At 55.8% G+C, this 13,829-nt stretch carries 12 protein-coding genes and 1 pseudogene; 5 read left to right on the top strand and 8 right to left on the bottom strand.

The genetic code is table 11. From position 1 onward, the window contains the following. A partial coding sequence (locus Q0510_RS21485; RefSeq protein WP_298716195.1) for a TonB-dependent receptor occupies positions 1 to 1,416 on the top strand: 1,416 nt, incomplete at its 5' end. 24 nt (positions 1,417 to 1,440) lie between these two features. Further along, positions 1,441 to 2,727, top strand: a complete 1,287-nt coding sequence (locus tag Q0510_RS21480) for a RagB/SusD family nutrient uptake outer membrane protein (RefSeq protein WP_298716192.1) — start codon at positions 1,441 to 1,443, stop codon at positions 2,725 to 2,727. Between the two features lie 213 nt (positions 2,728 to 2,940). Here the strand turns inward: Q0510_RS21480 and Q0510_RS21475 are convergent, their stop codons facing one another. After that, a complete protein-coding gene (locus tag Q0510_RS21475) occupies positions 2,941 to 4,119 on the bottom strand; it encodes a proline dehydrogenase family protein (RefSeq protein WP_298716189.1) in 1,179 nt (392 codons plus the stop codon). Between the two features lie 203 nt (positions 4,120 to 4,322). On the opposite strand from Q0510_RS21475, the gene Q0510_RS21470 reads away from it, so the two are divergent. Further along, positions 4,323 to 5,099: a FecR family protein gene (locus Q0510_RS21470; RefSeq protein ID WP_298716186.1), complete on the top strand. Its 777-nt coding sequence runs from the start codon at positions 4,323 to 4,325 to the stop codon at positions 5,097 to 5,099. 111 nt (positions 5,100 to 5,210) lie between these two features. Here Q0510_RS21470 and Q0510_RS21465 read toward each other — a convergent pair whose 3' ends face one another. The 3 genes from Q0510_RS21465 to recQ all read right to left on the bottom strand — a co-directional run bounded on the left by Q0510_RS21465 (position 5,211) and on the right by recQ (position 8,915). Then, the gene (locus tag Q0510_RS21465) at positions 5,211 to 5,549 is read right to left on the bottom strand and encodes a hypothetical protein (protein ID WP_298716180.1); all 339 of its coding nucleotides are present in this window, start codon (positions 5,547 to 5,549) and stop codon (positions 5,211 to 5,213) included. 57 nt (positions 5,550 to 5,606) lie between these two features. Further along, positions 5,607 to 6,635: a sugar phosphate isomerase/epimerase gene (locus tag Q0510_RS21460; RefSeq protein ID WP_298716178.1), complete on the bottom strand. Its 1,029-nt coding sequence runs from the start codon at positions 6,633 to 6,635 to the stop codon at positions 5,607 to 5,609. Positions 6,636 to 6,749: 114 nt separating this feature from the next. Beyond that, complete coding sequence (gene recQ / locus Q0510_RS21455) at positions 6,750 to 8,915, bottom strand: DNA helicase RecQ (protein ID WP_298716176.1); 2,166 nt, start codon at positions 8,913 to 8,915, stop codon at positions 6,750 to 6,752. Positions 8,916 to 9,100: 185 nt separating this feature from the next. Between recQ and Q0510_RS21450 the strand changes: the two genes are divergently transcribed. Then, positions 9,101 to 9,484, top strand: coding sequence for a VOC family protein (locus Q0510_RS21450; RefSeq protein WP_298716174.1), 384 nt, complete (start codon positions 9,101 to 9,103; stop codon positions 9,482 to 9,484). A gap of 702 nt (positions 9,485 to 10,186) precedes the next feature. Continuing rightward, positions 10,187 to 10,879 carry an alpha/beta fold hydrolase gene (locus tag Q0510_RS21445; protein ID WP_298716173.1) on the top strand — a complete coding sequence of 231 codons (693 nt, stop codon included), beginning with the start codon at positions 10,187 to 10,189 and terminating at the stop codon, positions 10,877 to 10,879. A 68-nt stretch (positions 10,880 to 10,947) separates the two neighbouring features. Here Q0510_RS21445 and Q0510_RS21440 read toward each other — a convergent pair whose 3' ends face one another. From Q0510_RS21440 to Q0510_RS21425, 4 genes and pseudogenes are all read right to left on the bottom strand, one after another. Next, on the bottom strand, positions 10,948 to 11,424 hold the full coding sequence (locus tag Q0510_RS21440) for a DUF4920 domain-containing protein (RefSeq protein WP_298716172.1): 477 nt from the start codon (positions 11,422 to 11,424) through the stop codon (positions 10,948 to 10,950). Between the two features lie 169 nt (positions 11,425 to 11,593). Then, positions 11,594 to 12,301 (bottom strand): LytTR family DNA-binding domain-containing protein, encoded by a 708-nt coding sequence (locus tag Q0510_RS21435; RefSeq protein WP_298716171.1) that lies wholly within the window; start codon positions 12,299 to 12,301, stop codon positions 11,594 to 11,596. Positions 12,302 to 12,318: 17 nt separating this feature from the next. Then, positions 12,319 to 13,524: a DUF4407 domain-containing protein gene (locus Q0510_RS21430; protein ID WP_298716170.1), complete on the bottom strand. Its 1,206-nt coding sequence runs from the start codon at positions 13,522 to 13,524 to the stop codon at positions 12,319 to 12,321. A 4-nt stretch (positions 13,525 to 13,528) separates the two neighbouring features. Then, positions 13,529 to 13,829: pseudogene (locus tag Q0510_RS21425) on the bottom strand (histidine kinase); the annotation flags it as partial.

The raw sequence follows: 13,829 nt of genomic DNA, 5'->3' as shown, positions 1-13,829 counted from the left end.
GTGAACCAGTTTGTCCCCAACAAGCACCTCAACTTCACGACTTCGCTGGGCGCCACGCTGGAAACCAATTACCTCGACATGATCCTGGCCACGGCCACCAACACCACGCCGCTGCAAACCAACGTGGATATGGCCGCCAATGCCGCGCTGCAGCAATTCAGGACCAAGTACCGCGACAATGGGATTTTCCTGCAGGAAGAAGTGCTGATCATGGACGCGATCACCCTGGGCGCAGGGGTCCGGTTCGACCGGTCGACCAACAACGGCGACTGGAAAAAGTATTTCGTGCTGCCCAAGGGATCGTTTTCCTGGAACATCGCCAAAATGCCGTTCTGGAAGATGCAGCTGATCAACAGCCTCAAGCTCCGTGCGGCGTACGGTCAGTCGGGCAACGTAGCGCCTTATGGTGCGCGGTTCCTGGCGGCGCTGCCGAACAATATCGGCGGGAATGGCGGGGTGCTGGTCGACAATCAGCTCGGCAACCCCGACATCAAGCAGGAAAAACAGACCGAATTCGAAACAGGGGTAGACGTGAGTTTCCTGAACGGGCGCCTCACACTGGAGGCCACGTATTACATCAAGAAAATTTACGACCTCCTCATCCGCCGGAACCTGCAGCCTTCCACGGGCTTCACGGCACAGTGGCTGAATGCGGGCGACCTCCGCAACCAGGGCATCGAGATCGGCATCAGCGCGCTGCCCATCAACAAAAAGAATTTCAGGTGGAACACGCACATCAATTTCTGGAAGAACAAATCCAAGATCACCGAGCTGCTGATCCCTCCTTTCCCCATGGGCGCGTTCGGCAACTCGCTGGGTAATTTCTATATCGAAGAAGGAAAGTCGGCCACCCAGATCATCGGCACCCTCGGCGAAACGCCGGGCATCGGGGTGCTGGGGAATTCGGAACCCGATTTCCAGCTGAGCACCATCAACGAAATCAATTTCCTCAGGAATTTCAGCTTCCGGTTCATGCTGCATTGGAAGAAAGGCGGGGATAACATCAACCTCAGCCAGCTGCTGAACGACCTGAACAAAACATCGGCGGATTACGACGATGATAAAAACGGGAACGGGATCAAAGACGGCATCGACCGCAACACCGCCTTCGGCAAGGGTGAGGCAGCCGGTTTCGTGCAGGACGCTTCTTATGTGAGGGTCCGCGAGATCGGGTTGTACTACCAGGTGCCCGTGCCGCGGAACAAATACATCACCGGCATCAATATCGGCGCGTCTTTGAACAACTGGATCACCTGGACGAAATACAACAGTTACGACCCGGAATCCTCCAACTTCGGTTCCAACACGCTTTCCACGGCCACTTCGCGCGGCAGCAACGGTTTGTCGAGCGGTGTGGAAGTAATGCCTTACCCGGCATCGAAGCGCGCGACCTTCCATTTCGCCGTAACGTTCTGATTGTTTCATCCGAAAATCTTGATCATGAAAAAGCACCTTATCATATGCCTGGGCGCGCTCCTTTTCCTGGCTGCCTGCCAGAAGGGAGAAATCCCCAACCTCAACAGCCCGATCGTGGACGACGCGATCCGTAACGGTACCAAAGTCAAACTCGACAACCTCATGGTGGGGCTCGAATCCGGCACCCGCCAGAGCCTGGCCACGTATTACGACGCCATTGGCGTGATCGGCCGGGAGATTTACCGCTTCTCCGCCTCGGAGCCCCGGTATGTAGGCGAGCTCATGGGCGACGGTACCCTCGACAACAACACGTTCTACATCACCAACCCCTGGGCCGCGCGTTACCGCGTGGTGCGGCAGGGCAATATCATCCACGACGCCGTGGCCAATGCCAATTACATTTCGGATGTGCAGAAGAAAGGTTATACCGGTTACACCAAAACCATCATGGCCTACCAGCTGCTGCTGAACCTGAACATGACGTACACCAACGGTATCCGGACGGACGTGAAAGACCCGAACAACATTGGCCCTTTCCGCAATTACGCCGATGCGCTGTCGGACATTGCCGCCCTGCTCGATGCGGGCAAAACAGAACTGACCGGCGCGGAAATAGCCTTCCCGGTGACGATCGGCGCCACCAATGCCGCGGACCTCATCAAGTTCAACCGGGCCATAGCCGCGCGGGTGGCGATTTACCGGCAACAATGGGCGGCGGCGCTTACTGCGTTGAACGAGTCGTTCTTCAACCTCAACGGTCCCTTCGAAACGGGGTACTTCCATTCATTCAGCAATAAGTCGGGCGACCAGCTCAACCCGCTTTTCCTGCCGCAGAATACCAATTCAGGGGAGTTCCGGCTGGCTTACCCAAGCTTTTCCACGGACATTGTCCCGGGCGACGACCGCCTTGCCAAAGCCACTCTGCGCGACATTCCCATTACCCAGGAAGGCCTGACCGGCACCCGCGACGTCTGGATCCATTTCAACAACGAATCGCCGGTGTATATTATACGGAACGAAGAACTGATCCTGATATATGCCGAAGCGAAGATCCAGCTGAACCAGATCCCCGACGGCATCGTGGCCATCAACCGGCTGCGGGTGGATCATAACATGACGCCCTACGCCGGCGCTGTCACACAGGCCGCATTGCTCAACGAAATGCTGTACCACCGGCGCTATTCCCTGTTCGGCGAAGGCCACCGCTGGATCGATATGCGGCGGTACAACCGCCTGAACCAGCTGCCCAATCCCCGGCCGGGTGATAAAGTATGGACCATGTTCCCCATCCCGCTCACGGAAGGAAGCTGATGCTGGGAGCACCCAGGAAAAGGAGCGGGCGCCCCTGGAAGAGGCGCCCGCTATTCTTTTACATGGCAAAAGAATAAGATGGTTTCCGTTAACGCCGCTGTTAAAAGCGGTTAGATATGTGTAAGACGTACCATATCTCGGGAATGTTACAGGCCCGCCCGGAATAAAACAGCCGCTCCCGGTGGAAGCGGCTGTTTTTTCACGCCAAAATATTTATATCCCCCTGCGTTTCATTTCTTTACGGATCAACCCTAACTCCCGGCCCATTTGTCCGGCGATGGAAGTATTTTCCTGCGCGCGGCGGATCAGGTAAGGCATTACGTCCTTCACGGGGCCGTAGGGCAGGTATTTGGAAACACGGTAGCCGGCGTGGGCCAGGTTGAAAGTAATGTTATCGCTCATGCCGTACAGCTGGGAGAAGCTGACACGGGGGCTGTTGTGCGGAATATTCTTCTCGTCCATCAGGCGGGCGGCGAGCATGCAGCTGTCTTCATTGTGGGTGCCGATGAACACGGCCAGGGAATCCAGGCGGTCGAGGCAGAAGTGCAGTGCGTCGTTGTAATCTTCGTCGGCCGAGGATTTATTGGGCTGGATGGGGGAATCGTAATTATATTCTTCCGCTCTTTTACGTTCTTTTTCCATGTAAGCGCCGCGCACGAGTTTGGCGCCGAGGAGGTAGCCGTTGGCTTTGGCGAGGTCGTAGGATTTTTTGAGATAATCCAGGCGATCGTGGCGGTACAGTTGGAAAGTATTATAAACGAATACGTTGTCTTTGTTGAAAAGGCTCATCATCTCATCGGTGAGATCGTCTACCGGCTGTTGCACCCAGGATTCCTCGGCATCTACCAGCACGGCGATTTTGGCTTTGGCGGCCGCCGCGCAGATGGTACGGATGCGTTCGCGGACGCGGCCGAATTCCGCCTGTTCTTCGGGGCTGAGGGCCTGGTTGGCATGGATTTTCTCCAATAGCCCGAACCTGGCGAAGCCGGTTACCTTGATGGGCAGGAACGGGATGTAGGGTTTGCCGGTGGCGAACTGGATGGCGCGGAGGAACTCGGGCACTGCTTTATCGTAATTATCTTCCCCTTCCAGGGCTTCCACCCCGTAATCGAGCGCTACGCCCACGCCATAACGGCCCAGGGCTTCGGCTGCGCGGACGGCTTCTTCCAGGGATTCGCCACCGCAGAAATGATTGAAAATGGTGGCTTTGATGATGCCTTTAACGGGAAGGCGGAGTTTGAATGCGAGCGGCGTGGCAAAGGCGCCGAATTTAACCAGCCAGGGCTTGCCGATATTGCTGAACAGAAAGTTCGCTCTCTTCAGTTCTTTATCCGACATATGCTCGAAGGCAATGGCTGTATTCTCAAACGATAAGGGTAGCTGTTGTTCCATGGCCCGCAAAGTTAAGGGGAACCATACTGTCTAAAAAAATCTGATTTTTCTTATGATTTTTTTCTGACATACAACAGATAGAACCAGTAAGCGGTTGAGCCGATTTTTTATTATATTGTAGCCGGGACTTACAACAAATCTTTTTATTCCCAACCATGAGTGCACGCATCAAGCAAAACAGACGGCCACGTTTTCCACTGTATATGAAAAAGCGGCGCAACTGGCAACCTACCGCCCTTGCGCTGATCCTTGTCATGCTGATAGTGGGCGGCGTTTTATATTACCTCGCCGGCCGCCACCAGCGCAGTTCCGCCATGTTGCAGCCCGGCATCCGTTACACCATGTACCAGAGCCGCTACGGGGAAAGAAAGGCCGTCCGCCTGCCGGACAGCACGCTTGTCATCCTCAATTCCCGCTCCCGCCTGTACATGCCCGAAGGCTATCCCGGCCGCCGCGAACTGGTGCTCGACGGGGAAGCATTCTTTTCGGTGCCCGAAGGGCCGAAGCTCACGGTTTGGACTGACAAACTCAAGACAGTCACCCCCGGCGCCACCTTCCGCCTGCACAGCCTCGAATCGCAGCAGGGCGCGTTTTGCTACGTGCTGAGCGGTTCCGCCCACGTCCGGAAATCTTACCACTCCCCTTCCGACAACCAGCCGGAAGACCTCCTGGCTGGCCAGAGCGTGCTCGCCAATAAAATGATCGACCTGATGGAAAAGGAAACTTTCGAGCTGGAAGAACAGCGCGATTGTTTGAATAACCGGCTGGTGTTCCACAATACGCCGCTGCCTGCAGCGTTAAAGAAGATGGAAGACTGGTATGGTGTGGAAATGGAAGTGAAAGGCAAACGAAGCGATCCCTCCCGAAATATCTCCGGTGAGTTCAGCAAGGAAACCTTACACGAAATGCTCGACGCCCTGCAGGACAGCATCGGCTTTACCTACCGCATTACCCGCGACAAAGTCGTGATCAAGTTTTAAACAAGTCAAACCCCATATCCTCTGGAAAAATGCTCCGGATGGGGCAAATAGAAAAGGGTGGCGCAAAGCGGGAGCTTTCGTCACCCTTCTGTATTTTTCAGGCCCGGAGTGTTACCACTCGCGCTCTTCCACCGGCAGGTTGCGGATGAAATTATCGAACATATCGCCGTCGTAATCGCTGTAAGCGCCATAAGCGTTGATGATGTACCCCTGGATCCCGTCGTTGTTTTCCAGGAGGTACAGCACAGCGGAATCGTCCGGGTTGGATTCTCCCTCGAACCGGTAGGTACGGATGATCTTCACCCCTTCGGGGCTGAACGTCCGGCCGGAGTCGGAATCGAGGAGGTTCCCGTCTTCCATGAGGCGCAGTTCGTGGTCTACGCCCCTTTCTTTCAGCACTTCCATTACGTCTGCCAGCGTCGTCATATTGTGTCCAGGTTTTGTTATCATATCGCGACAATTTTTATTCCGCTTCTAAACAAAACAAAGGGCGGGGCCAATTGTTTATCAGCTCAGTTCCATGCCCACGCGTTTCAGCAGCTCGAGCGTTTTGCGCACGCCTACGTCTTCCGCGTCTTTCGACCCTTCGTATTCGATGCCGATAAAGCCGGTGTATCCTGCATCTTTCACAATTTGCAGCATTTTCCGGTAATCGGTCGCTGTTTCGTTGCCATTGGCATCAAAATCATGTGTTTTGGCACTTACGCCTTTGGCGAAAGGCATCAGTTCCGTCACGCCTTTGTAACGGTCATATTCCTCGAGGCATTTGGTGGCAGCCCATGCTTCGGCCGTTTGGGCCGTGGGCTCGGTGCGCTTGATGCAGAAGTTGCCGAAGTCGGGCAGGGTGCCGCAACCGGGCTTGTTCACGCCTTTCATCACATCGCTCAGCCAGATGCCGTTGGAGGAAAACCCGCCGTGGTTTTCCACGATCACGCCGATATTGAAATCTTTCGCAAAATCGGTCAGGCGGCCAAGCCCGTCGATCGCTGCTTTCTTCACTTCTTCTTCGCTGCCATGGCCGGCCGCATTCACGCGGATGGAATGGCATCCGAGGAACTGCGCGGCTTCCACCCATTTGTAATGGTTCTCCACTGCCGTGGTGCGCTTCTTCGGATCCAGGTCGCCCAGTTCACCTTCCCCGTCGCACATGATCAGTACGCTGGTAACACCGTTATCGTCGGCCCGTTTCTTCATGTCGGCCAGGTAATTCTTGTCCTTGGCTTTGTCTTTGAAGAACTGGTTCACATATTCCACCCCGGTAATACCATAATCTTTCTTCGCTTTCTCGGCGAAGTCGAGATTGGTCATTTTACCGGACCAGATGGCGTTGTGGAACGACCATTCGGCCAGGGAGATTTTGAAGAACAGGTCTTTCGCCGCTCCGGCGCCACCGGTGCTGTCGGCCATGGCGGAGTCGGCGTTGCCTGCCGTTCCCGCGTTATTGCAGGCGGAAAGGAATGCGGGTCCCAGCGATACGCCGGCGGTGAACATGCCGAGCTGGCGTAGAAAATGTCTGCGATTCGTGGATGATGACATTGTTGAAAAGATTTGAGTAATGAAACAGTAAGGACTACACGTTGAACTGCGTGAACGTGGAAGTATCAAACAATTTAAGCAAAAAATAACAGTAAAACAAACAGCCTGACGGGCTTAAGCCTGTTCCTGGAGCCAGAAGTAGTAGTTGAGCACGGCGCGTATCTCCCCGTAGCCGACTTCGTTGCCGAGCTGTTCCTTCATTTGGGTGAGCCCTTGCCCGCCGGCGTTTTCGATAGCCCGGAGGATCCAGGCGAGGCGGTTGCCGTCGGGCACCACTTCCCGGATGTCGAGCTCGCCTTTGCGGATAAAATCGGCCAGGTGGCTTTCGATGGTGGACACGGCGAGCCCCCGGCGGGCGGCGATCTCTTCAATGGCCAGGCCATCCTGGAAAAACTGCAGGCTGGCGCGCTGGCTGTTGCCGGTTTCGGGTTTGGGTTTGCGGGGCTTCGCCGTTTTGCCGGCTTTGAGATGCACCTGGCTCTGCAGGCCATGCCGCGCGCAATACGATTGCATCACCTCCAGGAAAGGTTCCCCGTATTTGGCGAGCTTCACTTCCCCGAAGCCCGATATGCGGGTGAGGTCGCCCAGGCTCTGGGGGAGCCAGGTACAGAGTTCCGCCAGGGTGGCGTCGGAGAAAATGATGTAAGGCGGCACCCGCTCCTTCTCCGCGAGGCTTTTGCGCAGCTGCTTCAGTTCCGCCAGCAGCAGGGGTTGCGGGATATCGCCGGTATTGCGGCCGGAGCCGGATGTGGCGGTGGTGGCCGAAGCAGCGGCGGGTGCGGTGAGCTGCACCTGCACTTCGCCCTTGAGGACCGTCCAGCTGGTATCGGTAAGCTTCAGCACAGGGTATTCCCCGGCCGACTGCTCCAGGAACCCGAGTTGCATGAGCTCGCGGGCGTACTGTTTCCATTGGTCTTTCCCGATGTCTTTACCGATGCCGTAGGTCTTGATTTCCTGGTGGGCATCGCGCACGCCGGCGCTTCCCCGCAGGAAATCCACTACGTAATTCAGCCCGAACCGCTCCTGGAGCCGGTAGACGGCGCTGAGGAGCTTCTGCGCGGCAACGGTGCCGTCGGCTTTTTCGTACTGGCCCTGGCAGATGTCGCAATTGCCGCAGGCATCGGGCGCATCTTCACCGAAATAGCGCAAAAGATACTGGCGGCGGCAGGTGATGGTTTCGCAGAGGCCGGCCATCTGCTCCAGCTTGCGGAGCATCACGGCGGATTGTTCTTCGTTGCCTTCCACGCTGGCGAAGCGTTTCAATTTAAACACATCCCCCGCCCCATAAAAGAGAATGGCTTCGGAAGGCAGCCCGTCGCGGCCGGCGCGGCCGGTTTCCTGGTAATAGCCTTCGATATTCTTGGGCAGGTCCGCATGCACGACGAACCGGACGTTGCTTTTATTGATCCCCATGCCGAAGGCGATGGTGGCGACCATGATGCGGACGTCATCGCGCAGGAAGCGTTCCTGGCGTTCTTCACGTACCGATCTTTCGAGGCCGGCGTGGTAGGCGGAAGCGGAGAAGCCCTCCCGCTGCAGGTCTTCCGCGAGGGATTCGGTGGCGGAGCGGGAAAGGCAATAAATAATGCCGCTATCGTCTGGCCGCTGGCGGAGGTAATCGACCAGCTGCTGGTAATAATCTTTTTTCGGACGGATGCTGTAATGGATATTCGGACGGTTGAAGGAGTTTTCGAATACGGCGGGGTTGCGCAGCCGTAGCTTTTCGAGGATATCCTGCTTGGTGATGGCATCGGCGGTAGCCGTGAGCGCGATCACCGGCACATCGGGAAATTTGTCCTTCAGCTGGCCCAGGGCAAGGTATTCCTGCCGGAAATCGTGGCCCCAGTGGCTGATGCAGTGCGCTTCGTCGATGGCGAAAAGGGAGACCTTCTGCCCGGCGAGCCATTGCATGAAGTTGGCTTCCCCGATCAGGCGTTCGGGAGCGAGGTACAGCAGTTTCACATGACCTTGTTGCAGCATCTGCATCACAGTCTGCTGTTCGGCCATGGATTGGGTGGAATTGAGGAAAGCGGCGGTAATGCCGTTTTGGCGCAGTGCGTCCACCTGGTCCTTCATCAAAGCGATGAGCGGCGACACCACGATGGTGACGCCTTCCATGGCCAGGGCGGGGAGCTGGTAGCAAATAGATTTGCCGCCGCCCGTGGGCATTAAAACCATCGCATCCCCGCCATTCAGCACATGCTCGATGATAGCCTGCTGATTATGACGGAATTGCGTATAACCGAAATGTTGTTTCAGCAGTGATAACAGCGCCTGCATACCCTAACACAATTTTGCTTCCGGGCAAATATAGGATAAAACGATGTGCATAAATTTAACGTGAACAACTATCGCGTTAAAGAATAATTCGATAAATTTATAACGAGAGTCTGAAAAGCTAAATCGAAACAAGACTAATACAACTGTCGCACACACATCACCCAAACAACTGAACACTGAAACTTATGGAACTGCTGGCACCCATTCCTACACTGGCTACACCGTCGCTCCAGGAGACGGTAGATTTTTACGTTTCCGTATTGGATTTCACCTGCAAGACGCTGGATGAACAATGGAAATTCGCATCGATTCAAAAAGACAAGGTGACCATGCAACTGGTACACCCGCAGGCGAAATTCCCGTTCGGTATTTCCACGCCTTTCGAAGAGCCCGTTTTTACCGGCGCCATTTACATTCACATGGATGGCATCGATGAATTATGGGAAAAGGTGAAAGACCGCGCGGAAGTATGCTTCCCCGTACAGAATTTCGACTACGGCATGCGCGAATTCGGCATTTACGACAATAACGGGTACCTGCTCCAGTTCGGGCAGCAGATCAGCGCGTAAACTGTTTTCTTTCCGCAATCGAATGGAAGGCCGAAGCCTTCCTCCTGAAATATGGTTCCCCCAGGATTGCCGCATTCCGGCAGACCTGGGGGATATTTTCGTGTCCTCAAAATGGCCATGTTAGTACGGTTCCAGTACGGTATCCCTACTGTATCCCTACTAAGCACTTACCAGGGCGCCGTCCAGGTATAAGTTTACACCTGTTGCTTGAAAATACAGATAACAGAGATTGGTGTACAAGGTTCAAGTAAATCCTGTTTGCAGTTTACATGCTTTTGCCGGCGACTTCCACCTTGTTGTGAACTGCTCACTGGCTTAGCTAATCCTGAAAAACTTTACATGCCAGGTGTCGGTAACTGACATGCATTTACAGTTCCTGACAGCAGGATTTACCCGTAATATTTCCAAATATGTAACGTTTGATGAAGTTCCGGTGAGGACAAATTGGTTGAGTTTATAGTAAGATGGGGAGACGCCGGCGGGCGATAAAAAACCGCAGCGCTGACGCTGCGGCTATTATCCATGATAACTCACATTCCTTCTGCTCCTGTAGGGTTTTCCGAGGACAATGCGTTTTAAATGGAAAATAGGTTTATGTGAAGAGACGATAATCAATACGTTCCGTACGACAGATTCAGATTTACATAAATATAGTTAAATTCGCTGATTCGCAACCATTTTTTTCTCAAACCCCGCTTCTACATGAAACCTGCCCTCATCCTGCTTCACGGCGCACTGGGCGCTGCCCGGCACTTCGACGGCATCGCCGCTATTTTGGAGGATCAGTACGATGTTCACCGGTTCAACCTCCACGGTCACGGCGGTACGCCCTTGCCGGATTCCCCGCTCCGCATCGAAGGTTTCACGGAGCAGCTGATCGGTTATATCCGGCAACACGACCTTGCCCCTGCCGCCATCTTCGGTTTCAGCATGGGCGGATACATCGCCATGCAGGCCGCCACCCAGGCGCCCGATAGCATTTCCCGCATCCTCACGCTGGGCACCAAATTCGACTGGACGCCCGACGTTGCCGCCAAAGAAGCCCGGCAGCTCAACGCCGGTTTCCTGCGCGATAAAGCCCCGGCCTTCGTGAGCCAGCTGGCCGAATTCCACGGCCCCGCTGCCTGGGAACCGCTGCTGCCCGCCACCGTGGGCCTCATGGAAGCCCTGGGCCAGCGCCCCCTCCTCACCCCCGAAACCGTTGCCGCGGTGGAAGCGCCCGTCCGCCTCATGGTGGGCGACCGCGACCATATGGTGAGCATCGAGGAAACGCTGGGCATCTTCCGCAACCTGCCCAATGGCTCCATGGTGGTGCTACCGGATACCAAACACCCCATCGAGAAGGTCAACAAAGCCGTGCTGATCTGGGAGATCCGCTCGTTCATGACCCTGTAACCGGGGCGCGGCGGCATAAAAAAAGCGCTCCCGGCCGGGAGCGCCCTGCATGTCCGCGCGAGCGGAAATTACTTTACCACCACAACCCCGTCTGCCACGATCACGATATCCTTCTTCGGGGTTTTTATCTTTTCGATCTCTTCTTTGCTCTTGCCGGCATCTTCCGCGTAATGGCGCAGCCTTTCCACCGAAGTTTCGGTCACATTGGCTTTTCCTTCCACCACTACGGTTTTACCCACGATATTCTGCGGCATGAAAAACCCGTAATCGGTGAACTTCACCATTACCGCCTCGCCGTTGCTGCGCTCCAGCTTCATGAAGCAACCTTTCTTCTTGCACACTTCCACTACTTTCCCTTCGATCTTGCCGTTGTAGGAAGTGGATTCGCCGATCTTCTTTTCGAGGTCCGACAGCGCTACAGCGCCTTGTGCGTCAATGCTTTTGCCATAAGAAACACCGGGAGCAGCGGATGCGATCTTGTCCTGGGCCTGCGCCCCTCCGCCAGCCAGCAGCGCGGCGGCAAACAGGAAAAATATTTTTCTCATAAGGTCAGATGATTTTTTATGTCTCGTCCCAAATATACGGCGCAAATCCCCCCGAACCTCACCCAATTTTTTTATAATTTATGAGATGTTATAATATATCTTTATAGCGTGGTAATTGCCACCGGATACACCATCTGAAACGGGCGTTGCTACGGCGCGCCCGTACTTTTCACCCCCCTTCCCCGCTGATTTTCCCGACCGCTTCCGCAAATGCCGCCCCGATGGGTATTTCGGCATCGCCCACGTACACGCTGTTCCGGTCGATCCGGTCAACCCGCGCATTGGCCACGATATACGACCGGTGCACACGGGTGAACTGGCCCGCGGGCAGCAGGTCCAGCGCTTCCTGCATGGAAAGGCGGCTTAGCACCTTGCGGTCGCCCAGCACGAATTGCACATAGTTCCCCGCGCTTTCCACGAATAAAATATCCTGGAAAGCGATCTTCAATTGCTCGTACCCGCTTTTGATGAAGATGTAATCCTGGGCCTGCGGAGCCGCCTGCGGCCGGTCCTGCTTCAGCACCATGAGGCTGTGCGCCTTGTTGCATGCCTTCAGGAAACGCGCCAGGGAAAAGGGTTTCAGGAGGTAATCGATCGCATCCAGCTCGAAGCTCTGCACCGCATGTTCGGAATACGCGGTGGTGAAGATGGTCATCGGCGGCTCGTGGAGGCCCGACAGGAAATCGAGCCCGGAGATATCGGGCATTTTGATATCGAGGAACAGTAAATCAATCTTTTCGCGCCGCAGGTAATCCATGGCTTCGAACGCATTGGTGAAGGTGCGCTTCAATTCCATGAAAGGCACCTTCTCCGCATGCGCGGCAATCACAGAGAGTGCTACGGGCTCGTCGTCGATCGCGATGGCGGTCATTTTCATAAGCACAATTTACAATTTCATGCCTTATGGAGTAACAGCAACCTGCGCGCGGAAGCCCAGAGCTTGCGGAAGCTGCGCCCGTCGGCCTGCTCCCATTCCTCCACCAGCTTCTCCGACTCGCGCCTGCGCGCGTTGGCCGTTAACCCGAAAATATGGTCCATTACTTCTTTGTCCGCTGCGCCTGCCCCTTCGTGGTAATGCGCCTGCAGCGCTCGCTGCTCCTTCGCTGCCAGCTCCGACTGGCTGACGCTCGCCGCCGTCATGGCCGCCAGGCGCGCGTCGTATTCGCCTTTGGGCATCATGAGCTTGGTGAGCAGGGGCATGATTTCGATGAGGGTGATGATGAATACGATTAGCCGGTAGCGCTGTTGCAAGGGCGGGCGCTCTTCGGTGAGCGTGTTGAGGGCTTCGATCTGGGCCAGGAAGCCGTCGGTCAGCGTAGCGCGGTACGCGGCTTCGCGGGTGCTGTCTTCCGCCTGGATCACCGCCAGCTCCTGCAGGGGGCCTTCGCGGAGGGTGGCGGTTTCGGAGCGCAGCTGGCGCAGTTCCTCCTCCGCTTTCAGGTATTCGTTCCGCTTCACCTTTGCCACGGCGTACTCCCCGATGCGGCCGGAGCCACCGGTGCCGTCGGTTTCGCGGATGTATGCGTCTTTGTAATCCTGCACCTGCTTTTCGCGGCCGGCCAGGGCTTTATCATATCCCGCCAGCTGGTTGCGCAACCGGGTAGTGCGTTCGGCGTTATAGGCGGTTTGTTGCTTGCGGTATTCCTCCATCTTCTTCTGGCGGTCCACTACCATCTGCGCCTGCACGTCTTTCTGGAACAGCATCAGCACCACCGGCTGGGAGATAAACAACCCGATGGTAATCGCCAGGATAAGGCGGAAGGCCACGGGCAGCACCTGCGGCTTGCCGTTGCGCTGCATGGCGGCGATGAGGCTCCTGTCGATGCAGAGCACGGCGAACCCGAAGAAGAGCGCCAGTCCGCCGATGAGGAGATCGTCTTTCACGACGGTGGAGAAGAAATACCCCCAGGCCAGGGTGGCGAAAAGGGCGGTGACGAGTACGGCCAGGCCGATGATGCGGTATCTTTCCCGGTCGGATTTGCATTCGGCGAGCACTTCAGGGTCGGCGGCGGCGAGCCACCAGAGGAAGCGGCTCCATCCGTCGGGCGGCGAGCTATGAATGGGTGTGCTTTCGGCAGGTTGATGCGTGGTTCCGGTCATGCTGCTACGGTAGTTTATCTGATGTAATCGTTAGATGGACAAAAAATTCGGTGGCGGTCTGGCGGATGGAGAGCTCATGGCGGCCGGGATACAGCAGCTGGAGGCGGCGGCGGACGTTATTGAGCCCTATGCCGAGGCTGTTTCTTTCCGGATCGTTTTCCGGCCGCGGGTGGATGCTGTTGTAGGCATCGAAGTAAATATGTTGCGCATCGCAGGACATGGACACTACGATCCACGACCTGTTGCGGAGGCTGATGCCATGTTTGAAAGCGTTTTCGATCAGGTCCGTACTCAACATGGGAACC

This window comes from uncultured Chitinophaga sp., from assembly GCF_937874145.1.
In the GTDB taxonomy this organism is placed as follows: domain Bacteria; phylum Bacteroidota; class Bacteroidia; order Chitinophagales; family Chitinophagaceae; genus Chitinophaga.
Note: the sequence above shows the minus strand (reverse complement) of the source record. Positions and strands in the feature narration are given on the sequence as shown.